This window comes from Janthinobacterium sp. CG_23.3 (genome assembly GCF_046115965.1).
Classification (GTDB): domain Bacteria; phylum Pseudomonadota; class Gammaproteobacteria; order Burkholderiales; family Burkholderiaceae_D; genus Janthinobacterium.
The window spans coordinates 1-22,904 of the sequence record NZ_JBJXIB010000099.1; the positions used below are offsets into that span (position 1 = coordinate 1).

The 22,904-nt window shown below is 67.2% G+C and carries 17 protein-coding genes, 1 pseudogene and 1 riboswitch; of the genes and pseudogenes, 12 read left to right on the forward strand and 6 right to left on the reverse strand.

Annotated features, from left to right (window positions below):
• The 4 genes and pseudogenes from ACFDR9_RS20255 to ACFDR9_RS20270 form a co-directional block, all read left to right on the forward strand.
• Positions 1-185, forward strand: a pseudogene (locus ACFDR9_RS20255) (hypothetical protein); the annotation flags it as partial.
• A 1-nt stretch (position 186) separates the two neighbouring features.
• On the forward strand, positions 187-699 hold the full coding sequence (gene purE, locus ACFDR9_RS20260; protein WP_017879343.1) for a 5-(carboxyamino)imidazole ribonucleotide mutase: 513 nt from the start codon (positions 187-189) through the stop codon (positions 697-699).
• A complete protein-coding gene (locus ACFDR9_RS20265; RefSeq protein WP_035789071.1) occupies positions 699-1,937 on the forward strand; it encodes a 5-(carboxyamino)imidazole ribonucleotide synthase in 1,239 nt (412 codons plus the stop codon). The genes purE and ACFDR9_RS20265 overlap by 1 nt, the downstream gene beginning before the upstream one ends.
• A gap of 11 nt (positions 1,938-1,948) precedes the next feature.
• On the forward strand, positions 1,949-2,983 hold the full coding sequence (locus ACFDR9_RS20270) for an L-threonylcarbamoyladenylate synthase (protein WP_017879341.1): 1,035 nt from the start codon (positions 1,949-1,951) through the stop codon (positions 2,981-2,983).
• A 55-nt stretch (positions 2,984-3,038) separates the two neighbouring features.
• On the opposite strand, the gene ACFDR9_RS20275 is transcribed toward ACFDR9_RS20270, so the two are convergent.
• Both ACFDR9_RS20275 and ACFDR9_RS20280 read right to left on the reverse strand, forming a co-directional pair.
• Positions 3,039-5,318: a putative bifunctional diguanylate cyclase/phosphodiesterase gene (locus tag ACFDR9_RS20275; RefSeq protein WP_409032156.1), complete on the reverse strand. Its 2,280-nt coding sequence runs from the start codon at positions 5,316-5,318 to the stop codon at positions 3,039-3,041.
• Positions 5,319-5,368: 50 nt separating this feature from the next.
• Positions 5,369-5,962, reverse strand: coding sequence for a CHASE domain-containing protein (locus tag ACFDR9_RS20280; RefSeq protein WP_409032157.1), 594 nt, complete (start codon positions 5,960-5,962; stop codon positions 5,369-5,371).
• A 284-nt stretch (positions 5,963-6,246) separates the two neighbouring features.
• Between ACFDR9_RS20280 and ACFDR9_RS20285 the strand changes: the two genes are divergently transcribed.
• From ACFDR9_RS20285 to ACFDR9_RS20295, 3 genes are all read left to right on the forward strand, one after another.
• Entirely contained in the window at positions 6,247-6,975 is a 729-nt protein-coding gene (locus ACFDR9_RS20285; protein WP_026133520.1) for a Crp/Fnr family transcriptional regulator, read from the forward strand.
• 102 nt (positions 6,976-7,077) lie between these two features.
• Positions 7,078-9,339 carry a PAS domain S-box protein gene (locus ACFDR9_RS20290; protein ID WP_327075888.1) on the forward strand — a complete coding sequence of 754 codons (2,262 nt, stop codon included), beginning with the start codon at positions 7,078-7,080 and terminating at the stop codon, positions 9,337-9,339.
• 43 nt (positions 9,340-9,382) lie between these two features.
• Positions 9,383-10,549 (forward strand): response regulator, encoded by a 1,167-nt coding sequence (locus tag ACFDR9_RS20295; protein WP_017879337.1) that lies wholly within the window; start codon positions 9,383-9,385, stop codon positions 10,547-10,549.
• 16 nt (positions 10,550-10,565) lie between these two features.
• Here ACFDR9_RS20295 and ACFDR9_RS20300 read toward each other — a convergent pair whose 3' ends face one another.
• The 3 genes from ACFDR9_RS20300 to ACFDR9_RS20310 are packed head-to-tail and all read right to left on the reverse strand — an operon-like array spanning position 10,566 to position 13,787.
• The gene (locus ACFDR9_RS20300; RefSeq protein ID WP_017879336.1) at positions 10,566-11,900 is read right to left on the reverse strand and encodes a hybrid sensor histidine kinase/response regulator; all 1,335 of its coding nucleotides are present in this window, start codon (positions 11,898-11,900) and stop codon (positions 10,566-10,568) included.
• A gap of 11 nt (positions 11,901-11,911) precedes the next feature.
• Positions 11,912-13,378 (reverse strand): ATPase domain-containing protein, encoded by a 1,467-nt coding sequence (locus ACFDR9_RS20305; protein WP_026133519.1) that lies wholly within the window; start codon positions 13,376-13,378, stop codon positions 11,912-11,914.
• Between the two features lie 4 nt (positions 13,379-13,382).
• On the reverse strand, positions 13,383-13,787 hold the full coding sequence (locus tag ACFDR9_RS20310) for a hypothetical protein (protein WP_017879334.1): 405 nt from the start codon (positions 13,785-13,787) through the stop codon (positions 13,383-13,385).
• 636 nt (positions 13,788-14,423) lie between these two features.
• Here ACFDR9_RS20310 and ACFDR9_RS20315 point away from each other — a divergent pair.
• The 3 genes from ACFDR9_RS20315 (at position 14,424) to ACFDR9_RS20325 (ending at position 16,644) form a co-directional block, all read left to right on the forward strand.
• Positions 14,424-15,587 carry an ATP-binding protein gene (locus ACFDR9_RS20315; RefSeq protein WP_017879333.1) on the forward strand — a complete coding sequence of 388 codons (1,164 nt, stop codon included), beginning with the start codon at positions 14,424-14,426 and terminating at the stop codon, positions 15,585-15,587.
• A 134-nt stretch (positions 15,588-15,721) separates the two neighbouring features.
• The gene (locus ACFDR9_RS20320; RefSeq protein WP_017879332.1) at positions 15,722-16,378 is read left to right on the forward strand and encodes an SGNH/GDSL hydrolase family protein; all 657 of its coding nucleotides are present in this window, start codon (positions 15,722-15,724) and stop codon (positions 16,376-16,378) included.
• A complete protein-coding gene (locus ACFDR9_RS20325; RefSeq protein ID WP_017879331.1) occupies positions 16,375-16,644 on the forward strand; it encodes a hypothetical protein in 270 nt (89 codons plus the stop codon). Before ACFDR9_RS20320 ends, ACFDR9_RS20325 begins: the two co-directional genes overlap by 4 nt.
• A 44-nt stretch (positions 16,645-16,688) precedes the next feature.
• On the opposite strand, the gene ACFDR9_RS20330 is transcribed toward ACFDR9_RS20325, so the two are convergent.
• Positions 16,689-20,330 carry an EAL domain-containing protein gene (locus ACFDR9_RS20330; protein WP_409032158.1) on the reverse strand — a complete coding sequence of 1,214 codons (3,642 nt, stop codon included), beginning with the start codon at positions 20,328-20,330 and terminating at the stop codon, positions 16,689-16,691.
• Between the two features lie 246 nt (positions 20,331-20,576).
• A riboswitch (TPP riboswitch) is annotated at positions 20,577-20,681 on the forward strand.
• A gap of 77 nt (positions 20,682-20,758) precedes the next feature.
• Between ACFDR9_RS20330 and thiC the strand changes: the two genes are divergently transcribed.
• Together thiC and ACFDR9_RS20340 are read left to right on the forward strand one after the other, a co-directional pair.
• The gene (gene thiC / locus ACFDR9_RS20335) at positions 20,759-22,672 is read left to right on the forward strand and encodes a phosphomethylpyrimidine synthase ThiC (protein ID WP_017879329.1); all 1,914 of its coding nucleotides are present in this window, start codon (positions 20,759-20,761) and stop codon (positions 22,670-22,672) included.
• A 4-nt stretch (positions 22,673-22,676) separates the two neighbouring features.
• Positions 22,677-22,904 (forward strand): MoaD/ThiS family protein (locus tag ACFDR9_RS20340; RefSeq protein WP_409032159.1); only part of this gene is annotated, 228 nt, incomplete at its 3' end.

Below are 22,904 nucleotides of genomic sequence, written 5' to 3' on the forward strand. Positions count from 1 at the left end.
AAAGGCCGCGTTCCGTTGTAGGCCTCCGAAAAACACCCCCACCCCACCCAAACCCCACACCCTCCACACCCCCACCAAACACCCCCTCCCCCCCCCCCCCGCTGCCTGCCGACGTCATCGACAAGACCCAGGCCAAGTATTTCGAAGCCATCGAGCGCCTGACCGGCCAGAAGCTGAAGGCCTGATATGAGCGAGCAAAAGCAGTTGCACAATATGCCGCTGGTCGGCGTCATCATGGGTTCGTCTTCGGACTGGGACGTGATGCAGAACGCGGTCGCCATCCTCAAGCAGTTCGGCGTACCGTTTGAAGCGCAAGTGATTTCGGCGCACCGCATGCCCGACGAGATGTACGCTTATGCCAAGAGCGCGCGCGCGCGCGGCCTGCGCGCCATCATCGCCGGCGCAGGCGGCGCCGCCCACCTGCCTGGCATGGTGGCCGCGATGACCATCGTGCCTGTGCTGGGCGTGCCGGTGCCGTCGAAGTATCTGCGCGGCGAGGATTCGCTGCTGTCCATCGTGCAGATGCCCAAGGGCGTGCCGGTGGCCACCTTCGCCATTGGCGAAGCCGGCGCCGCCAACGCCGCGCTGACGGCGGTGGCCATCCTCGCCACCACCGACGCCGTGCTGGCCGACCAGCTCGAAGCATTCCGCCAGAGCCAAACCGATGCCGCCAAGGCCATGATCTTAGCGCTTGCATAATGAGTAATCCGCTTTCACCTCAGCTTTCCCCGCAGTTGCCAGCGCAGTTGCCTCCCCTGCTGCCTGGCGCCAATCCGCCCGCCTGGCTGGGCGTGATGGGCGGCGGCCAGCTCGGCCGCATGTTCGCCCAGGCCGCCCAAGGCATGGGTTATCAGGTGGCCGTGCTGGAGCCGGCCGATGACTGTCCGGCTGGCCAGGTCGCGCAGCGCCTGGTCAAGGCCGGCTACAGCGATGCCGCCGGCCTCGACGCGCTGGCCGCGCAATGCCTGGCCGTCACCACCGAATTTGAGAACGTGCCGGCTGACAGCCTGTCGCGCCTGGCGCAGCAGGTGTTTGTCGCGCCCAACGCGCATGGCGTGTCGGTGGCGCAGGACCGCATCGCCGAAAAACGCTTCTTCGTCGATTGCGCGCCCAGGTCGGGCGTGATGCCGGCACCGCACAAGGTGATTGCCTCGCACGAAGACATCGCCGCCATCGGCGACGAGCTGCTGCCTGGCATCCTGAAAACCGTGCGCCTGGGCTACGACGGCAAGGGCCAGTTGCGCGTGCGCAGCCGCGACGACGTGCGCGCCGCCTTCGACAGCATGGACGGCGTGACTTGCCTGCTGGAGAAGATGCTGCCGCTGGCCTACGAGGTTTCGGTACTGACCGCCCGTGGCGCCGACGGCGAATCGGTGGTCTATCCGATCGCCGAGAACGTGCACCGCGACGGTATCCTGTTTACCACCACCGTGCCGGGGCCGAACGTCTGCGCCGCCAGCGCCAAGATGGCGCAGCAGGCGGCGCAAGCCATCGTTGCCGAGCTGGGCTATGTCGGCGTGCTGTGCATTGAATTCTTCGTGCTCAGCGACGGCAGCCTGGTCGTCAACGAGATGGCGCCGCGGCCGCACAACAGCGGCCACTACACGATGGATGCCTGCGTCACCAGCCAGTTCGCGCAGCAGGTGCGCGCGATGGCGCGCCTGCCGCTGGGCGACGTGCGCCAGCATTCACCGGCCGTGATGCTCAACATCCTCGGCGACGTCTGGTTCAGCGACGACTCCGACGCGACGCGCGAACCGGCCTGGGACCAGGTGCTGGCGCTGCCGGGCGCCTGCCTGCACCTGTACGGCAAGGATGATCCGCGGCGCGCCCGCAAGATGGGTCACCTGACCTTTATTGCGCCGACGCTGGCGCAAGCGCAGCAGCAGCTCGACGCCGCCTGCGCCATCCTTGCGATTGACAAGGCGGCAGCGTGAAGCAGCCGGCTATGGGTCCAGCTGACGCTGGCCAGGACAGCACTGCCATCGCCACGGCGGCGGCGATCCTGGAGCAGGGCGGCCTGGTCGCTTTTCCCACCGAAACCGTCTACGGTCTGGGCGCGGACGCCGAAAACCCGGCCGCCGTGGCCCGCATTTACCAGGCCAAGGGCCGTCCGCTCGACCATCCGGTGATCGTCCATCTGGCGCCCGGCGCCGATCTCGACTACTGGTCCGACGACATTCCCGAGCAGGCCCGGCAACTGGCGGCGGCCTTCTGGCCCGGCCCGCTGACCTTGATCCTGAAACGCGCCGCGCGCATCCCCGACGCCGTCTCCGGCGGCCAGGACACGGTCGGCCTGCGCTGCCCGTCGCACCCGGTGGCGATCGCCTTGTTGCGCGCCTTCAAGGGCGGCAAGGGCGGCGTCGCGGCGCCGTCGGCCAACAAGTTCGGCAACGTCAGCCCGACCACGGCGGCGCACGTGCGCGACGAGTTCGACGCCGAATGCGACAGCGACTTCATCGGCGAGGTGCTCGACGGCGGCCAGAGCCAGGTCGGCATCGAGTCGACCATCGTCGACCTGTCGCGCCTGGCCACGCACGGCCCGGTGCTGTTGCGGCCCGGCCACATCAGCGCCGAGCAGATCGGCGCCGTCATCGGCCAGTTGCCGGCCGCGCCGGACGCGGCCGCGCCGCGCGCCTCCGGCACGCTGGACGCGCACTACGCGCCGCGCACGCCGGTGGCGATGCACAGCGGCGACGAGCTTGCCTGCACGCTCAACCGCTTGCTCAACGCCGGCCACCGCGTCGCGTTGATCCATTACTCCGACTTGCCGCCGGCCAGCGCCAGCGTGCGCCTGCCGGAGACGCCGGACGGCTACGCGCACGCCTTGTACGCCTCGCTGCGCACGATGGACCACGTCGGCGCCGAGCTGATTTTGGTCGAGGCGCCGCCGTCCGGCCCGGACTGGCTGGGCGTCAACGACCGGCTGCGGCGCGCCGCCTTCGGCTCCGCCGGCGTGTTGCAGCGTTTCCTCGACGAGTAAGTCCAAGGCCATCGGTCGGGTTAGCCGGCCCGGCGTCACCCGTCGGCCCGCCCGCTCAGGCGCAGGCCAGGCTGGGCAGGCCGCGGCCCTCGCGCAGCAGCTGCTCGAACGCCGCCGCCGGCAGCGGCCGGCTGAAGTAGTAGCCCTGCATCTGCTCGCAGCCGTGGGCGCGCAGGTAGTCCAGTTGCTCGGCCGTCTCGACGCCCTCGGCGACGACGCTCAGGCGCAGGCTGTGCGCCAGCGAAATGATCGATAGCACGATGGCGGCGCCCTCGGCGTCGTTGGCGATGTCGTTGACGAAGGACTGGTCGATCTTCAACACGTCGATCGGGAAGCGCCGCAGGTATGACAGGCTGGAGTAGCCGGTGCCGAAGTCGTCGATGGCGACGTGCACCCCCAGGCCCTTCAAGTTGCGCAGGATGGCGATGGCCTGGTCGACGTCGTTCATGACCATGCTTTCGGTCAATTCCAGGTCGAGCAGGCGCGCCTCCAGCCCGGTCTCGCCCAGGACGTCGGCGATCGATTGCAGCAGCCCCTTCTGGGTGAACTGGCGCGCCGACAGGTTGACGGCGACGCGCAGCTCGCCCAGCCCGGCCAGTTGCCAGGCGCGGGTCTGGGCGCAGGCGGTGCGCATGACCCAGGCGCCGATCGGGATGATCAAGCCCATTTCCTCGGCCATGCCGATAAACAGGCCCGGCGCGATCTGCCCCAGGCGCGGGTGGTTCCAGCGCAGCAAGGCCTCCATGCCGACCACGCGGCCGCTGTGCAACGCCAGCTGCGGCTGGTAGTGCAGCTCGAATTCGCCGCGTTCGAGCGCGTGGCGCAGGTCGCCCTCCAGGCTCAGGCGCTCCAGCGTGCGCTGGTTCATCGCCGCCGTGTAAAACTGGAAGTTGTTGCGGCCCAGCTCCTTGGCGCGGTACATGGCGATGTCGGCGTGCTTGGTCAGCGCCTCGGCGCTGGCGCCGTCGGCCGGGTAGATCGCCACGCCGATGCTACAGGTGAGGAAAAATTCGTGCCGCTCCAGGTACAGCGGCTGGGCCACCGCGTCCATGATGCGTTCGAGCACCGCCAGGCCGGCGCGCTCGTCGCTGTACTGCGGCAGCACCAGCACGAACTCGTCGCCGCCCAGGCGCGCCACGGTGTCGGCGTCGCGCGTGGCCGCCTGCAGCCGCCCGGCCAGGGTTGTCAGCAGCGCGTCGCCGGCCTCGTGGCCGAGGGTGTCGTTGACAATCTTGAAGCGGTCCAGGTCGACGAACACCACCCACAGCGGGTTGCCGTCCTGTTCGGCGGCGGCGATCGCCTGGCCCAGGCGCTCGCGCAGCAAGTTGCGGTTGGCCAGCCCGGTCAGGGTGTCGTGCTTGGCCTGGAACTCCAGCTCGGCCTCGAAGCGCATCACCGCCGTGACGTCGTACTGCGCCACGACGAAATGGCTGACGGCGTCGCCGCCCTCTTCGCGCACCGGGGCGATGAACAGGTCGCTCCAGTAACTGCCGCCGTCCTTGCGGTAGTTGCGCAGCAGCGCGTGGCCCTCGCGCCGTTCGCGCAGCGCGGCGCGCACCTCTTCCAGGTTTTGCTGGTCCGCCACGCGCCCCTGCAGACATTCGATGTTGCGCCCGAGCACCTCGGCGGCGCTGTAGCCGGTGATGCGCTCGAAGGCCGGGTTGACGTATTCGATCGGGTAGTCGGGCGCCGCGGCGCCGCAGATGACGATGGCGTTGGCCGATACCTCGATGGCTTTTTCGCGCAGGCGCAGCGCGCGTTCGTTGCTGGCGCGTACGGCGAGGTCTTCGGACAGGCGCAGGTTGGCGAACTGCAGCGCGGCGGTGCGCGCGCCGGCGACGCGCTCGATGGTGCCGTTGCGCGACACCAGGGTGTAGACGTGGGCGGCGGCGAACAGGCTCGACAGGATGCCGCCGAGCAGCGCGTACAGCGAGCCGTGGCGGCCGTCGGTAATATGCGCCGGCGCCCGCGCCACCTCGACGTACCAGGGTTGGCCGGCGACGTCGAAGGAGGTGCCCTGCGGCGCGCCCTGGTCCAGCCAGAGCCAGCGCGGCAGCGGCCAGCCGGCGCCGGCGGCGCCGGCGTCGCCGTGGCGGAACGCCAGCTGGCGCCGGTCGGCGCCGGCCGCGGCGTAGACGTCGACGCTGACCCCGGGGGCGTCGAGCAGGCCGCCGGCGCCGAGCAGGGTGTGGATCAGGCGGTCGACGCGGAACATGGCGGCGGTTTCGCCGACCACCGCGCGGCGCCGGGGGGGGGGGGGGGGGGGGGGGGGGGGGGGGGGGGGGGGGGGGGGGGGAGAGGGAGGGGGGGGGGGGGGGGGGGGTGGACGCCCCATACGGAGCAGGGAGACATAGGGACCAGAGAGGTGAATCGGGGGTGGTGGCGCTACTGCCGAGAGAAAAAGGACCGGCCGGGGCGCGACCGCCCGCCGCCAGCCCGCGAGCGCTCGCGCGCCTCGCCCTGTTCGCGCGCGACGGCCGTGTCGAGGCCGAAGGCGGCGACGTTGCCGGCCGGCGGTTCGAGGTAGTCGACGACGTTGTAGCTGTCGCGCACGCCGGCGCGGCGCAGGCGGCCGTCGGCCAGTTCGTTGATCTGGAAGTCGGGGAAGCGGCGCCGCATCGCGCGCTCGAAGGCGGCGCGGTCCTGGTGCCGTACCAGGCGCTGGAAGCTGAGCGCCTGGATCTCCGGGTAGCGCTGCAGCAGCGGCGCGGTGAAACTGCGGAATTGTTCGCGGCTGACCGGGTCGACGCTGCGGAACAGTTGGTTGAGCACCGTCAGTTGTTCGACCGCGTCGGCCAGGCCGCCGGCGACGGCGTTGCTGCGCAGTTTGGCGGCCTGCTGGAACTCCAGCGCGCGGGTGTGCGACTCGACTTTGCGCACCGAGGCGAACAGCAGCGCCGTCAGGCCCAGCCCGACCGCCAGCGTGATCAGCGCCGACACCGACACCGACACGCGCACCCGGCGAAATAGTTTGTCCATGCGTGACTCCCCGCAATCAGCGCGTGTCGGGATCGAACCAATGTCAAACCGGCATCAAGCTGTTGCCGACTATAGGCCGGCGCCCGCCACCCATACCTACGCTCGCGTACATAGCGGTGGCGACATCGCTATGTACGGTACCGAACAGACGGTGCTAGCCCGAGGGCAATACAGTCCGGGCGGACGGGCGCGCCTGTGTTACCCTGTCCTGTGGCGACTCTCGTTCGGACGCCTTCATCCTCTCCCCCCCGCTAGCTGACGACTGGAAGCAGGAATACCGATATATGGCACGTGCGCACGATCCGAATCAAAACCACATTCTGGCCGCCTTGCCGCACGCCGACTTCGAGCGTCTGGCGCCGCATCTGGAACTGGTGCCGATGTTGCTGGGCGACGTGCTCTACGAATCCGGCGGCAAGTTGCACCACGTTTATTTTCCCACAAGCGCCATCGTTTCGCTACACTACTTGCTTGAAAATGGAGGCTCGTCCGAGATCGCCGGCGTCGGCAACGAGGGCGTGCTGGGCGTGTCGCTGTTCATGGGCGGCGACACCACGCCCAGCCGCGCGGTGGTGCAAACCGGCGGCCACGGCTACCGCCTGAAGGCGCAGTTGCTGATGGAGGAGTTCAACCGCGCCGGGCCGGTGATGCGCCTGCTGCTGCGCTACACCCAGGCGCTGCTGACGCAAATGTCGCAGACGGCCGTGTGCAACCGCCACCACTCGGTCGAGCAGCAACTGTGCCGCTGGCTGCTGCTGACGCTGGACCGCCTGCCGACCAACGAATTGACAATGACGCAGGAATTGATCGCCAACATGCTCGGCGTGCGCCGCGAGGGCGTCACCGAGGCCGCCGGCCGCCTGCAGGGCTACGGTTTCATCAGTTACCGGCGCGGCCACATCACGGTGCTGGACCGGGCCGGCCTGGAGGGCGACGTCTGCGAGTGCTACGCCGTCGTCAAGAAGGAGTTCGCGCGCCTGCTGTCGGACGTGCGCCAGCGCCAGGCGGCCTAGGCCTAGTCAACACCAGCATGCCGGTGCGCCGGCATCGCGGCATTGCCGCCACCTTGTGGGAGCCGAGGCTTGCGCTCCCAAGCAGTTGATCAAGGTTACAATATGATGCAAACGAATCACACCATGCCGGCCGAGCGCCTATTGTCCATCGGCTTCGGCGCCACCTTGCTGGTGCTGCTGGCGCTGGGCGTCGTGCTGGCCTGCGGCGGCGCCGCATCGCTGCCGGTGCTGCTCGCCGTCGAGGCGGCCATCGCCGGGCTGCTGCTGTTCCTGGCGCTGCTGCACCGGCGCATCCGCCCGCTGCTGCTGCGCCCGGAGGTGCCGGTCTCCGAACCGTTGCTGAAGGCCGGCGCGTTGCAGGACGCCATTTTCAACAGCGCCAACTTCTCCAGCATCGCCACCGACGCCCAGGGCGTGATCCAGATTTTCAACGTCGGCGCCGAGCGCATGCTGGGCTACGAGGCGGCCGACGTCGTCGACAAGATCACCCCGGCCGGTATTTCCGACGCCCAGGAGGTGGTCGCCCGCGCCGCCGCCCTGAGCCTGGAACTGGACACGCCGATCACCCCCGGCTTCGAGGCGCTGGTGTTCAAGGCCTCGCGCGGCATCGAGGACATCTACGAGCTGACCTACATCCGCAAGGACGGCAGCCGCTTCCCGGCCATCGTCTCGGTGACGGCGCTGCGCGACGCCGAGGGCAAGGTCATCGGCTACCTGCTGATCGGCACCGACAACACGGCGCGCAAGCGGGTCGAGGCCGAGCAGGCCGTGCTCGACCAGCGCCTGCGCGACCAGCAGTTCTACACCCGTTCGCTGATCGAGTCGAACATCGACGCCTTGATGACGACCGACCCGCGCGGCATCATCAGCGACGTCAACCAGCAGATGGAGGCCTTGACCGGCTGCACCCGCGACGAGCTGATCGGCGCGCCGTGTAAAAACTACTTCACCGAGCCGGAGCGCGCCGAGGCGGCCATCGGCCGCGTGCTGCGCGAGGGCAAGGTCACCAACTACGAGCTGACCGCCATTTCGCGCGACGGCACGGAGACGCTGGTGTCGTACAACGCCAGCACCTTCCACGACCGCGAGCGCAAGTTGCAGGGCGTGTTCGCGGCGGCGCGCGACATCACCGAGCGCAAGCAGTTCGAGCGCGCGCTGCAGGAAAACAACGTCGAACTGGAAAGCGCGACGGCGGCGGCCGAGAAGGCCAACCTGGCCAAGTCCGAGTTCTTGTCGAGCATGAGCCACGAATTGCGCACGCCGCTCAACGCCGTGCTCGGCTTCGCCCAGTTGATGGCGTCGGAGACGCCGCCGCCGACGCTGCCGCAGCAGCGCTCGATCGACCAGATCCTCAAGGGCGGCTGGTATCTGCTGCGCCTGATCAACGAAATCCTCGACCTGGCGATGATCGAGTCGGGCAAGGTCACCATGTCGCAGGAGGCGATGTCGCTCACCGACGTGCTGCAGGATTGCCAGGAAATGATCGAGCCGCAGGCGCAAAAGCGCGGCATCCGCATGCAGTACCCGTCGTTCGACCTGCCGCTGTACGTGCACGCCGACCGCACCCGGGTCAAGCAGGTGATGATCAACCTGCTCTCGAACGCCATCAAGTATAACCAGAACGGCGGCTCGGTCGCCGTCGAGTACGCGCTCGGCGAGACCGGCCGGGTGCGCGTGAGCGTGCGCGACACCGGCGCCGGGCTGGCGCCGGAGCAGCTCGAGCAGTTGTTCCAGCCGTTCAACCGCCTGGGCCAGGAAAGCAGCACCGAGGAGGGCACCGGCATCGGCCTGGTCGTCACCAAGCAACTGGTCGAACTGATGGGCGGTCAGATCGGCGTCGAAAGCGAAGTCGGCGTCGGCACCACCTTCTGGGTCGAGCTGGAGGCGTCCAGCGCGCCCGTGCTGGAGGCCGGCCACGCCACCGCGCCGCAGATGGCGCAGCAGGAGTCGGCGCTGCGCACCCTGCTCTACGTCGAGGACAACCCGGCCAACCTGGCCCTGGTCGAGCAATTGATCGCCCGCCGCAGCGACCTCAAGCTGTTGACCGCGATCGACGCCCACCTGGGCATGCAACTGGCGCGCGCCTACCAGCCCGACGTCATCCTGATGGACATCAACCTGCCCGGCATCAGCGGCTACGGCGCGCTCAAGCTGCTGCACGACGACCCCGTCACCCAGCACATCCCGGTGATGGCGCTGTCGGCCAACGCGGTGCCGCGCGACATAGAAAAAGGCCTGGACGCCGGCTTCTTCCGCTACCTGACCAAGCCGATCAAGGTGCTCGAATTCATGGACGCGCTCGACCTGGCGCTGCGCCACGCGACCGAGCACGGCCTGGCCGAGACCGACGAGGCCGGACGATAATGCCGCACACCACCCGTACACCGTTTTTTTTGGGAACACCGTAATGTTGCAAGCCTCCGAAATTCTGAACGCCAGCATCCTGATCGTCGACGACCAGGAAGCCAATGTCATGCTGCTCGAACAAATGCTGCACAGCGCCGGCTACACCCGCATCGTCACGACGATGGACCCGCGCGCGGTGCACGCCCTGCACACGGCGCAGCGCTTCGACCTGATCCTGCTCGACCTGCAAATGCCCGAGATGGACGGCTTCGAGGTCATGGACGGCCTGCGCGGGATCGAGCCGGACGGCTACCTGCCGGTGCTGGTCATCACCGCCCAGCCGGGCCACAAGCTGCGCGCGCTGCAGGCCGGCGCCAAGGACTTCGTCAGCAAGCCGTTCGACCTGGTCGAGGTGAAAACCCGCATCCACAACATGCTCGAGGTGCGCCTGCTGTACCGCAAGCTGGACGACTACAACAAGGTGCTGGAACAGACGGTGCTCGAGCGCACCGCCGAGCTGCGCGAGAGCGAGGCGCGCTTCCAGCGCTTCACCGAGCTGTCGTCGGACTGGTACTGGGAGCAGGATGCGCAGGGCAAGCTGACCAAGTTTTCCGGCCCGGTGCAGGAAATGCTGGGCATCGGCGCCGAGGCGGGCGACGCCGGCGTCATGGCCGGCCGTTGGAACGCCGACGAGCGGGCGCTGTTGAACGACAACATCGCCAACCGCCGGCCCTTCCTCGACTTCATCTACAGCCGCGTCAACGCCGACAACAGCATCCAATACCTGCAGGTCAGCGGCGAACCGATGTTCGACGCCGGCAGCCGCTTCGCCGGCTACCGCGGCATCGGCATGGACGTCACCGAACGGATGCGCCCGAACCGCGAGCAACTGCGCTTCCGCGGCGCCATCGACGCGCTCGAAGTGGGCATTTGCCTGCTCGACCCGGCCACGCTGCGGGTGGTCGACGCCAACGAGACCGCCTGCGCCATGTCGGGCTACAGCCGGCAGGAGTTGTACGCGCTCGACATGGCCGACTTAGGCGTCGGCGACGGCGCCCAGTTGCAGCAACGCTTCAACGCGCTGCTGGCCGGCGGACCGGTGCACCTGCAAAGCGCGGAGCTGCGCCACAAATCCGGCGCGATACTGCCGGCGGCGATCAACTGGCGCGCGGTGCAGAGCGGCGGGAAATGGGTCATCGTCGGCGTCATCGCGCGCGTAGGCGCGTAGGCGCGGCGGCGCCGCTTCAGGCCGAACGCGCCTGGCCGCGCGCCGCGCAGTGGGCCGCTATCGCCGCGGTCAAGGCGTCGGGGTCGACCGGTTTGACGAAATACCCGTCGAAGCCGGCCGCGATGGCGTCGGCGCGGTCTTGTGGTTGGCCGTATCCAGACAAGCCCAGCAGCAACGGCTGGCGGCCGCGCGCCGAGGCGCGCAGGATGCGCGCCAGTTCAATGCCGCTCATCTCCGGCATGCCGATGTCGCAAATCACGACATCGTAGAGGTCGTCTTGCACCATCGCCAGCGCGGCTCTGGCGCTGGGGGCCGTGCTGACCTTGTGCAGGTCCAGTTCGAGCAGCAGTTGCAGGGTCTCGGACGCGTCGGCGTTGTCGTCGACCAGCAGTATTGTGCAGGTCGGACACGCCGGGTGGGCGTCCGGCGCGGCCGCGCAGCCGCAGGGGGCGACCGTCGGCAGGGTGACCAAAAACACGCTGCCGCAGCCGGGGCCGGCGCTACCGGCCGTCACCGTTCCGCGGTGCATCTGCACGATGTTGCGGACAATGCTTAAACCGATGCCGAGTCCGCCTTCGGTGCGCGCCGGCGAGCGCGAGCCCTGGGTGAACAGGTCGAAAATATGCGGTAACAAGTGCGCGCTGATGCCGGCGCCATTGTCGCTGACCGCCACCTCGACGCGCTGCGCCAGCGCTGTCACGACAACGCGGATGCAACCGCCCTCCGGGGTAAATTTGGCGGCGTTGGCGAGCAGGTTCGAGAACACCTGCGTTAGCCGCACATGGTCGCCGTCGATGCCGACCGCGCCGGGCGGCGCCTCCAGGATCAGCCGCTGCCGGCGTGCGTCCAACGCCGGCTGGACGGCTTCGACGGCCCGCTCGAGTACGTCGGCCAGCAGGATCGATTGTACTCGCAGCGAGATCTTGCCGCTGTTGATGCGGGCCGCGTCCAGCAAGTCGTCGAGCAGGCGTGATAAATGGCCCGCCTGGCGGCCAATGATGGCTTGCAGTTGGCCGAGCTGGGGCGAGGCGTCGGGCGTCTTGCCGATCAGCGCGGCCGCACCGCTGATCGGCGCCAGCGGGTTGCGCAATTCGTGCGCCAGCATCGCCAGGAACTCGTTTTGGCGCTGGTTGCTCGCCTCGGCCTCGTCGCGCAGGTTTTGCGCGTTGATGGTGGCCAGCACCAGGTTCTGGTTCGCTTCGAGCAACTGCGCGATCAAGTCTTCGCGCGCGTCATAGCCGCGCACCGGCGCGCGCCGTTCGGTGATCTGGTCCCACAGCGCGGCTTGGCTGGTCCGCGGCCCAGGGCCGCCGCCGCTGTCAAGTATCGCGCCGCTGTCAAGTATCGTCATGGCGCTGTCGCTTAATCCGACGTTGTGCTTGCTCTGGGGTGGCCCGAGAGCAGGCCTTCGAATGGCATCGGTCGCTCGTCGATCTCGATGCCGCGGTCGGTGATGACGTAGTGGCGCAGGTCGGTGCTGTGGGCGCTGCCGCGCACCTTGACGACGGAGATCACTTTGCTCAGGCGGCCCTCGATCTCGACGTAGCGCATGGCGACGATGGCGTCGACCAGGAAGGAGGTGTCGGCCTGGCTGAAGCGCATGTCGGTGAAACGGTCCTCCAGGCCGATGGTCACCAGCACGGTGACGCCCAGATTGGCCAGCGTGGCCAGGATGCGAAACACCGACTCGCGGAAATCCTGGCGGCCTTCGGGCGCCAGGTACAGGCCCAGTTCCGACAGCGAGTCGATGACGACGCGGGTGGCGCCGGTGCGCACGACCTCCTGCACCAGCTCGTCGAGTAACTCTTCAACCGGCAGGTCGAGTGCGCGGCCCTGGACAACGCTGACGGCGTCGCGCTCGAGCAGTTGCGCCAGGCGGGCGTTGCGGACAATGGCGGAACCCTTTTCAAAGCAGGCCAGCACGCCTTTCTCGCCCAGGCGCGCGCCCTCGGCCAGGAAGGCCGCGCCGAGAATGGTCTTGCCCGAGCCGGACGGCCCCACCACCAGCACCGCGTGACCCAGCGGCAAGCCGCCGTCCAGCAACACGTCTAGCTGGGATACGCCCGTCGAGACGCGGCGGGTGTTCTGGTCGACCGGCAGGGCGCGGTCCCTGGCGGCCAGCGGCGGCAGCAGGCGTGGATAGATGCGTAAGCCGTCGCCGGTGATGCGGAAGGTATGCGAGCCAGACAAATGGGCGTGGCCGCGCATCTTGATGATGCAGATCTTGCGCACCGCCGAATTTTGCTCGACTTGCTGCGACAGCGAGAACAGGCCGTCGGCGACCGTCATCACCGGATTAGCCTCGACCTCGGCCGGCGCGTATTCGCCGATCAAGAACGTCGTCGCCTGCCAGCTGGTCATGCGCGTGCCCAGTTCCTGGACGAAGTGCTGCATGTCGGAGACGCCCTCGTTGCCGCTCTTGGCGGTCTGGATCACCGAGCGGAACGAGTCGACGAACACCAGCCCGGGGGCGAAGGTTTCGACCTCGCGGGTGATGCGTTCGAGCACGCCGCTGAAGTCGCCGGCGCGCAGGTTCTCGGCCAGGTTGACGTAGCGGATACAACTGTCGACCTTGTCGATGTCGAAAAACGCGAATTGTTGCTGGTAGCGTAGCATTTTCAGCGGCGGCTCGCCCAGCACGGTGAAGAACAGCGCCTTCTTCTGTGGGCTGGCGAGGCCGAACATGATCTGGTGCGCCAGCGTGGTCTTGCCGGTGCCGGGCGCGCCGGCGATCACGTTGAAGGAAAATTCGCTGAGGCCGCCGCCGAGCAGCGCATCGAGTCCCGGCACGCCACTCGGTTGGACTCCCAGGCTCACTTTGTCATTCATTTTTCTATCCTTCAGGCTCATCTGCCCATGCGGTGTTCAGAAGCCGAGTGGTGAGCGCCTCGCCGATTAAACCCGACAGCAGCCCGGTGAAGCTGTCGAGCAAAGCGAGGTTCGCGTTGTCCGCGCTGGCCGGGTCGATGGACGAGAGGTTTTCCTTCAAGCTCGAGAGGAGGGCGTCGATTGCCTGCGGCGACGGGCGGGGCGTCAACCCTGGATGCCTGTCGCCGACCAGACGCAGGGCCCGTCCATACAGCGCGCAGTAACCGGCCTCGCCGATCAACGGGCTCAAATGCCCCGCCAGCCGCGCCCAAACGCGCAACGCCCGGGCGACCGGATCGGCGCCGCCATTGCGCGCTACGACGGCCATCGCCCGCCGCACTAATAGTTGCGTGTCGTCATCTTTGTCCATTGCCGCTAGCTTTGCTGTGTGTATTGAACGCTACAGGCCCTGTTGCGCCACGCAATAGAGGTGAACTGGCTGCATTTAGTATAGCACCTTTACTATGGATAGCAGAAGTCATTTGTGTTTTAACTAAACACTTGGATGTGGACGATCCAATGCGGATTGGAAACTAAACTACCTTTTGGAATATAGCTATATTTGCCTAGTTTAAGAATGACAATTATGTACTGTTTTCTTGGTTTGCGAGGTGCGCGAATTGTCCCGCTAACGGTGAATATGTTGGCTGCAAATGATTTTATGCGTATAATTAAATTCATCGTAAAATCAGTGGCTTGGGATTTGGAAAAATGCATTTAAAGTTTCCTGGTGACATCTAAATAGTTTGGGCGGGAGCAATTTTTATAAGAGCTCTGCGCACAATCAGTGCGCTACCGTACAGACTTGCCATGGCCTTGAGCGCGATTTATTTACGGTGGGGTGGTTGAAAATATGCGGCAATCCGCAGCGGAATAGCAAGCTCTTCATTAGCAAAGCAAGCTCTTCATTAGAAAAGCAAGTCCATCATTAAAATATACCTCATCGGTGTACTCTTGCAGTGATTGAATATGCGCGAAGGATGGGGATTTATAAGGGGCGTTTATCATGATGATGCATCATTTTCTCAACCACAATCGCCTCGAATTGATCGAGCGTTGCCGGGACAAGGTTGCTTTGCGACCCTTGCGCGGCGCGACCCGGGAGCAGCTGGAACATGGCGTGCCCTTGTTCCTGGCTCAGCTCATCGAAACCCTGCAAATCGAGCAAACCGCGGAGCCGATGCGCAGCCGCGCGATTTCCGGCCAGGCGGGCGGCGATAAGCAGTTCTTGTCGGTCATCGGCGCAACGGCGGCGCAGCACGGCCGCGAGCTGTTGGGGCTAGGATTCACGGTGGACCAAGTGGTGCACGGCTACGGCGATCTGTGCCAGTCTATCGGCGATTTGGCCGCGAAACGGAACGAGGCGTTTGACGTGGACGAATATCGTACCCTCAACCGTTGCCTGGACAACGCCATCGCCGACGCCGTGACGGCATTCTCTGGACAGCGCGATGTCGTCGCCGCCGACCAGCAGGCGCTTGCCGTCAACGAACGCCTGGGCTTTTTTGCCCACGAATTGCGCAACTATCTGAACACCGCGACGCTGGCGCTGACCGCCATCAAAACCGGCAAGGTTGGCGTTTCCGGCACGACCGGAGCGGTGCTGGACCGCAGTCTGGTGGGACTGCGCAACCTGATCGACCGCTCCCTCACCGAGGTGCGCATGAGCGCGGGCATGTCTTTGCAAAACCGCCTGTATTCGCTCGCCGACTTGATCGCCGAGCTCAGGTGCGCCGCAACGCTGGAAGCGCAGGTGCGAGGCTGCATCTTTACCGTCCCCGCGGTGGACCCGTTGCTGGCGGTGGACGCCGACCGGGATTTGCTGTTCTCGGCCGTGGGCAACCTGCTGCAATACGCGTTCAAGTTCACCTTGCCGGGAACCGAGGTGACACTGCACGCCTACGCCGAAGCGGAGCGTATCTTCATCAACGTCAAGGATCACTGCGGCGGCTTGGCGCCGCATGTCGCGGAAAACATGTTCACGCCGTTTGCGCAGGGCGAGGCGGACAAGACCGGGCTTGGGCTCGGACTGTCCATTGCCCGCCGCAGTGTCGAGGCAAACGGCGGGCGTCTTAGCGTGCGCAATCTGCCCGGCTGCGGCTGCGTCTTTACCCTCGAGTTGCCGCGCCACGCGCTGGAACCGCCCTCCACGACGGAGTCGGTAGATTGATGCGCTGCGGGCCGGCGCGTCGATTAATTAAGCTTTTGTCAATCTAGCCGTTTTCGATGTACAATTTTCCCTGATTCAAGCCATGGCCCGCTCCGGCCGCTCCGGTTCGCGCCCGTGCCAAATGGGGGACGTTGATGCAACAACACATACTGGTCTATGCCGATTCTTTGTCCTGGGGCATCGTCCCGGCGACCCGCCGGCGCCTCGACTTCGACCAGCGCTGGCCGGGCGTGATGGAAGCCGCGCTGCTGGCCGGCGCGCGCCGGGTGCGCGTGCTCGAAGACTGCCTGAACGGCCGCCGCACCGTTTGGGACGACCCGTTCAAGGCCGGGCGCAACGGCCTGGCCGGCCTGGCGCAGCGCATTGAAAGCCATTCGCCGCTGGCGCTGGTCGTACTACTGCTGGGCACCAACGACTTCCAATCCACGCACCAGAACCACGCCTGGCACGCCGCCCAGGGCATCGCCACGCTGGTCGGGGCGATCCGCGGCGCGCCGATCGAGCCGGGCATGCCGGTACCGCCGGTCTTGGTGGTGGCGCCGCCGCCGATGCGCACGCCGCGCGGGGCGCTGGCGCCCAAGTTCGCCGGCGCCGAGCAGCGCAGCGCCGGTCTGGCGGACGCCTACCGCGCAGTGTGCGCCGAACTCGGCTGCGATTTCTTCGACGCCGGCGGCGTCGTCGCGTCGAGCCCGATCGACGGCATCCACCTCGACCTGGAGCAGCACGCGGTGCTGGGACTGGCCCTGGCCGACGTCGCCGCCGCGCTGTTGGCCAACAGGGGCGGCACATGATTGAACAACAAACCGCCCAAGCCGCCCGATGCCGCTACTGGTTTCCGGCCAAGTCCTACGGCTGGGGCTGGGGCTGGCCGTCGGCCTGGCAGGGGTGGCTGGTGCTGGGCCTGTTCGCGCTCCTGCAGGGCCTGGGCATACTGTGGTTTGCGCCGGCCCGGGCTGCGCTGGCCTACCCGCTCTACGTCGCCGCGCTCGTCGCCGCGCTGCTGGCGGCGTGCTGCTTGAAGGGCGAACCGCCGCGCTGGAGTTGGGGCAAAAAATAGCCCGTTTCCGCGCGGCCAAGGTTGTCGGATGACGCCGTTCCGGCTCATTGGCGCGCGCACCAGGGCTGCGGCCGCTGGATCGCGTAGCCCTGCGCGAAGTCGACGCCGATCTCGCGCAGCGCCTCCAGCGTGGCCTCGTCTTCGACGAATTCGGCGATGGTGCGGATGCCCATCACGTGGCCGATGTGGTTGATCGATTCGACCATGGCGCGGTCGATCGGCGCCTTCACCATGTCCTTGACGAAACTGCCGTCGATCTTCAGGTAGTGCACCGGCAAATGTTTGAGGTAGGCGAACGACGACATGCCGCTGCCGAAGTCGTCGAGCGCGAACTGGCAGCCGATGGCGCGCAATTCGCGCATCAGCGCGGTCGCCTGGACCAGGTTGGCGATCGCCACCGTTTCGGTGATCTCGAAGCAGATGCTGGCCGGGTCGACCGCCGATTGCTGGAACTGGCCGCGGATGAATTGCAGGAAGTCGTCGTCGCACAGCGTCGCGCCGGACAGGTTGATGGCGTAGACGGTGCCGGCCGCCCGCTCGCCGTCGATGCTGGCGCAACCGGCCAGCGCGGTGCGCACCACCCAGCGGTCGATGCTGGGCATCAAGCCGTAGCGCTCGGCGGCCGGTATGAACGCCATCGGCGGCACGATGGCGCCGTCCTCGTCGCGCATGCGGATCAGTAGTTCGTGGTGCGGCGCCGCGCCGGCGCCCGCGTCGAGCGCGGCGATCTCTTGCGAATACAGCACGAAGCGGTTGTCCTCGAGCGCCGCGCGGATGCGCGCCACCCAGCCCATCTGGCCCTGCCGGTGGGCGAATTCGGCGTCCTCCTGGCGGTAGACCTGGACCCGGTTGCGGCCCTTTTCCTTGGCCACGTAGCAGGCCGAGTCGGCCATGCCGAGCACGTCGCCGAGGGTCATGCTGTCGTTGCTGTAGGTGACCAGGCCGATCGTCACGCCGACGGCGAAACTCTTGTCCTTCCAGACGAAGCGGAAATCGTTGACGCTGGCGCGCAACATTTCGGCGATGCGCGCGGCGGCCGGCGTCGGGCAGCTGTCGAGCAGCACGCCGAACTCGTCGCCGCCCAGCCGCGCCAGCGTGTCGGTCTGGCGCAGCTTGCCGTTCAGCACGCTCGACAACTGCCGCAGCAACTCGTCGCCGGCGACGTGGCCGCAGGTGTCGTTGACGATCTTGAACTGGTCCAGGTCGAGGTACAGCAGCGTGTGCTCCTTGTGCTGGATCTTGCCCGTTTGCAGAGACAATTCGACGCGCCGTTCGAATTCGCGCCGGTTGATCAGGCCCGTCAGCGGGTCGTGCGTGGCCTGGTGGGTCATCTCGGCGGCCATCTTGCGCGCCGCGCTGACGTCGTGGAACACCAGCACCACGCCGATCATCTCGCCCTCGCGGCCGCGGATCGGCGCGGCCGAGTCCTCGACGGCGAAGCGCTGGCCGCTGTGGCGGTGGATCAGCACGGTGTTTTCCTCCAGCCCCGCCAGTTGCCCGCTGCGCAGCACGGCCTGGACCGGGTCGTGCGCCGGCTCCTGGGTGCGCTCGTCGATGATTTTGAACACCTCGGGCAGCGGGCGCCCGAGCGCCTCCTCGTCGGGCCAGCCGGTCATGCGCTCGGCCACCGGATTGAGGTAGGTGACCAGGCCGGCGGTGTCGGTGGTGATGACGGCGTCGCCGATCGAGTTCAGCGTCACGTGCAGCCGCTCCTTCTCGGCGAACAGCGCCTGCTCGGCGCGCTTGCGCGCCGTGATGTCGCGCACGATGCCGACGAACTGGCGCTGGCCGCCGACGCGCATGTCGTTGATGCTCAATTCCAGCGGGAACACCGCGCCGCCGGCGCGCAAGCCCGGCAACTCGACGCTTTGGCGCCCGACCACGCGCGCCGCGCCGCCCTGCAAATAGCGGCGCATGCCGCCGTCGTGCGGCGCGTGCATGTCGGACGGCATCAGCATCTTGATGTTGCGACCGAGCACGTCGGCGGCGGCGTAGCCGAATATCCTGCTGGCGGCCGGGTTGAACGATTGAATCGCGCCGTCCTCGTCTATCGTCAGGATGCCCTCGTCCACGCTGCCCAGCAGGGTGGCGATCTGCTGCTCCTTGTCGGCCGCCGCCGCCTCCGACCTGAGCAGGCGCAGCGCCAGCGGCTTCAACTGCGAGCGCAGCAAGGCGGCCCCCAGCGCGACCAGCGCCGTCAGCCACATCAGCAGCGACCTGAGCTGGTCGCGGATCACCGCGTACAACTCGACCGTGTCCTGCTTGAGAACCATCCCCAGGCCGGGCGCCAGCAGGCCGTAGGCCGCCACCACGTTCTTGCCGCGGTAGTCCAGCGTATTGACCACCCCGGCCGCGCCGCCGAGCGCCCGCGACATCGCCAGCGGTTGGCCGTACGTGCTGAAACGGCTGGGGCGATACAGCACGGGGTTGCGCGATTGGGGCAGGCACAGCAGGTTTTTGCCGGCGCCGACGCAGATGCCGGTTTCGCCGGTGGCGCCAAATTCGCCGACGTCGGTCAATTGCGCGTACAGCGCGTCGAGCGAGCGCTCGAGCACCAGCGTGCCGAGCGCGCCGGCGTCGTCGACGACGCGCAACGTCGTCCTTAACCACAAGCCGTCGGCCCACAACAGCACATTGGCGCCGCCGCCGGGTAGCGCGGCGGCGAAGGGCGACGAGGCGGCGAAGCGGCCGGTCCGCAACAGCTCGGCGCCGGCCTGGTCGTACAGTAGCGCGCCGCGGAAGCCCGACGCCAACAAGCTCTTGCCGATCGCCTCCAGGTCCGCGGCGGCGTCGGCGTTGGCCGGGTCGCGTCCGAGGCGGCGCGTGGCGTCGATCAGGCCGGGACGCCTGGCGGCGGCGGCGGCGCTTTCCAGCGCTTGCGCGATCGAGGTGCGAAACAGCAACAGGCGGTTGTCGAAATTCGAGGACAGGCGTTGCCGCAGGGTCTTTTCCAGCACCGCCTGTTGCGACACGAAGCCGATCAGCCCGGCGGTCATGGCCAGCACCACCAGGATCGAGCAGCCCATGAAGACGATTTTTTCATCTTCCTTGAAATGGCTGCGCGAGCGGTACCAGTCGGCCTTGTTCCAGCCCAGCCAGAGGGCCGAGCCCGCCAACATCATGCCGACGGCCGTGTGGATGGCCATCCGCGCCGAGCTGGCCCAGCCGTACAACAGGTCCGGCGCCAACGCGTACCCCACCAGGCCCGTCAAGCCCAGGGCCAGTACGCACACGGTCAGCACCTGGGTCGCCACGGCCCGCCGCTTGTTGCTCACGCGCGACATCAGCGCCAGCGCGGCGCCGATCGCCATGAAGGACAGCGCGGTGTTCGGCGCCATGCGCCCGGGACGCACATTGCCGTCGCCGATCCACAGGTGCAGCGAGGGCAGGTCGATGCCGAAGCTGACGTCGAACAGCATTTCCGCGAACGACAGCGCGCCCACCGCGAGCTGCAGCGCGCCGACGCCGTCCTGCAGCGCCGCCAGGGGTTTGCGCGTGACGCCCGGCAGGACGATGGCCGCGCCGACGCCGACAAAACACAGGGCGGTATTGAACACCATCGGCACGAAGCCGGGGCTGAAGCGCACCATCAGCGGATACTTCAGCAACCATCCCAGCAGCACCGTGGCGCCCAGCGCCAACAGGGCCGCGCCGATCAGGGTTCTGGGTGTGTCAGCTTGGCTCATGTGTGCGGGACTCTCATTGCGACGGCGTTGCGCGGACCCGGCGTCGACAAAACGCCGGGCGTTGCCGGAAGCTTATAACAAGACTTACCCGCCACCAAGCCATATTACTCAAGGAAATCATCAATCTTGTGCCCGGCGGCAACACACGCCGCGGCCCGCGCCATATGCCGCCGCCGCGCGGCACATGTGTTTCAAATGATGTCGGCGCGCGCCGGGAACGCGTATAATTGTCTTGCTGCCGAAAGGCGGCAACGCTAGGGGTCCTGCGCGTCGATGGCGATGCGCGGGTGAGAAATACCCTCCGAACCTGATCTGGATAATGCCAGCGAAGGGAAGCTTTAGGAAGCGCCGGCCACCGGCGTCGCCGAACCTCCTTAGCTGGCTCCAGGCTGCATTTTTAGCCCTACACGCCAAGCCAAGGAGCCACATTGAACGCCAATCCGACATTCCTCTCCGCCACCGCGACGGTCGACCAGGCCGCGATCGCGCCGCTGCCCAATTCGCGCAAGATTTACGTCGAGGGCAGCCGCCCCGACATCCGCGTGCCGATGCGCGAAATCAGCCAGTCCGACACCGAAGCCTCGTTCGGCGGCGAAAAGAACCCGCCGATCTACGTCTACGACACCTCCGGCCCGTACACCGACCCGGACGCCGTCATCGACATCCGCTCCGGCCTGGCCGCGCCGCGCCTGCCGTGGATCGTCGAGCGCGGCGACACCGAGGAGCTGGCCGGGCCGAGTTCGGACTACGGCATCGAACGCCTGGCCGACCCGAAGCTGGCCGAGCTGCGCTTCAACCTGCAGCGCAAGCCGCGCCGCGCGCTGGCCGGCGCCAACGTCACGCAGATGCACTACGCCCGCCGCGGCATCGTCACGCCGGAGATGGAGTACGTCGCCATCCGCGAAAACATGCGCCGCCGCGAATACCTGGAGGAGCTGAAGGGGTCCGGTCCGATGGGCCAGCGCCTGGCCGACCTGATGGGCCGCCAGCATCCGGGCCAGTCCTTCGGCGCGGCCATCCCGGCCGAGATCACGCCCGAGTTCGTGCGCGAGGAAATCGCCCGCGGCCGCGCCATCATCCCGGCCAACATCAACCACCCCGAAGTCGAGCCGATGATCATCGGCCGCAATTTCCTGGTCAAAATCAACGCCAACATCGGCAACTCCGCCGTCACCTCGTCGATCGGCGAGGAAGTCGAGAAGATGACCTGGGCCATCCGCTGGGGCGGCGACAACGTCATGGACCTGTCGACCGGCAAGCATATCCACGAGACGCGCGAATGGATCGTGCGCAACAGCCCGGTGCCGATCGGCACGGTGCCGATCTACCAGGCGCTGGAAAAGGTCAACGGCAAGGCCGAGGACCTGACCTGGGAGATTTTCCGCGACACGCTGATCGAGCAGGCCGAGCAGGGCGTCGACTACTTCACCATCCACGCCGGCGTGCTGCTGCGCTACGTGCCGATGACGGCCAAGCGCCTCACCGGCATCGTCTCGCGCGGCGGCTCGATCATGGCCAAGTGGTGCCTGGCGCACCACCAGGAGTCGTTCCTGTATACGCATTTCGAGGAAATCTGCGAAATCATGAAGGCCTACGACGTCTCGTTCAGCCTCGGCGACGGCCTGCGCCCCGGCTCGATCTACGACGCCAACGACGAAGCCCAGCTGGGCGAGCTGAAGACCCTGGGCGAGTTGACCCAGGTGGCCTGGAAGCACGACGTGCAGGTGATGATCGAGGGCCCCGGCCACGTGCCGATGCACCTGATCAAGGAAAACATGGACTTGCAGCTGGAGCAGTGCGGCGAGGCGCCGTTCTACACGCTGGGGCCGCTGACCACCGACATCGCGCCCGGTTACGACCATATCACCTCGGGCATCGGCGCGGCGATGATCGGCTGGTACGGCACCGCCATGCTGTGCTACGTCACGCCGAAGGAGCATCTGGGCTTGCCGAACAAGGCCGACGTCAAGGACGGCATCATCACGTACAAGATCGCGGCGCACGCGGCCGACCTGGCCAAGGGCCACCCGGGCGCGCAAATCCGCGACAACGCGCTGTCGAAGGCGCGCTTCGAGTTCCGCTGGGACGACCAGTTCAACATCGGCCTGGACCCGGACAAGGCGCGCGAGTTCCACGACGAGACGCTGCCCAAGGATTCGGCCAAGGTCGCGCATTTCTGCTCGATGTGCGGGCCGCATTTCTGCTCGATGAAGATCACCCAGGAGGTGCGCGAGTACGCCGCCAAGATGGGCGTCTCCGAGGTCGCCGCGCTGAAGCAGGGCATGCAGGTGAAGGCCATCGAGTTCGTCAAGAACGGCGCCGAACTGTATCGGAAGGTCTGAGGCCATGGTCGCGATTTTGCTCAACGGCGCGGCCCGCGAGGTGCCGCCGCAGCACACGCTGCACGACCTGATCGAGGCGCTCGAACTGGGCGGCCAGGCGCTGGCGCTGGCCGTCAACCGCGCCGTGGTGCCGGGGGGGGGGGGGGGGGGGGGGGGGGGGGGGGGGGGGGGGGGGGGGGAGAGAGGGGGGGAGAGAGGGGGGGGGGGGGGGGGGGGGGGGGGGGGGCGTGGG

Coding starts and splice junctions, on each gene's coding strand:
- purE (WP_017879343.1), top strand. CDS start 187: ATGAGCGAGCAAAAGCAGTTGCACAATATGCCGCTGGTCGGCGTCATC.
- ACFDR9_RS20265 (WP_035789071.1), top strand. CDS start 699: ATGAGTAATCCGCTTTCACCTCAGCTTTCCCCGCAGTTGCCAGCGCAG.
- ACFDR9_RS20270 (WP_017879341.1), top strand. CDS start 1,949: ATGGGTCCAGCTGACGCTGGCCAGGACAGCACTGCCATCGCCACGGCG.
- ACFDR9_RS20275 (WP_409032156.1), bottom strand. CDS start 5,318: ATGGGGCGTCCACCCCCCCCCCCCCCCCCCCCTCCCTCTCCCCCCCCC.
- ACFDR9_RS20280 (WP_409032157.1), bottom strand. CDS start 5,962: ATGGACAAACTATTTCGCCGGGTGCGCGTGTCGGTGTCGGTGTCGGCG.
- ACFDR9_RS20285 (WP_026133520.1), top strand. CDS start 6,247: ATGGCACGTGCGCACGATCCGAATCAAAACCACATTCTGGCCGCCTTG.
- ACFDR9_RS20290 (WP_327075888.1), top strand. CDS start 7,078: ATGATGCAAACGAATCACACCATGCCGGCCGAGCGCCTATTGTCCATC.
- ACFDR9_RS20295 (WP_017879337.1), top strand. CDS start 9,383: ATGTTGCAAGCCTCCGAAATTCTGAACGCCAGCATCCTGATCGTCGAC.
- ACFDR9_RS20300 (WP_017879336.1), bottom strand. CDS start 11,900: ATGACGATACTTGACAGCGGCGCGATACTTGACAGCGGCGGCGGCCCT.
- ACFDR9_RS20305 (WP_026133519.1), bottom strand. CDS start 13,378: ATGAATGACAAAGTGAGCCTGGGAGTCCAACCGAGTGGCGTGCCGGGA.
- ACFDR9_RS20310 (WP_017879334.1), bottom strand. CDS start 13,787: ATGGACAAAGATGACGACACGCAACTATTAGTGCGGCGGGCGATGGCC.
- ACFDR9_RS20315 (WP_017879333.1), top strand. CDS start 14,424: ATGATGATGCATCATTTTCTCAACCACAATCGCCTCGAATTGATCGAG.
- ACFDR9_RS20320 (WP_017879332.1), top strand. CDS start 15,722: ATGCAACAACACATACTGGTCTATGCCGATTCTTTGTCCTGGGGCATC.
- ACFDR9_RS20325 (WP_017879331.1), top strand. CDS start 16,375: ATGATTGAACAACAAACCGCCCAAGCCGCCCGATGCCGCTACTGGTTT.
- ACFDR9_RS20330 (WP_409032158.1), bottom strand. CDS start 20,330: ATGAGCCAAGCTGACACACCCAGAACCCTGATCGGCGCGGCCCTGTTG.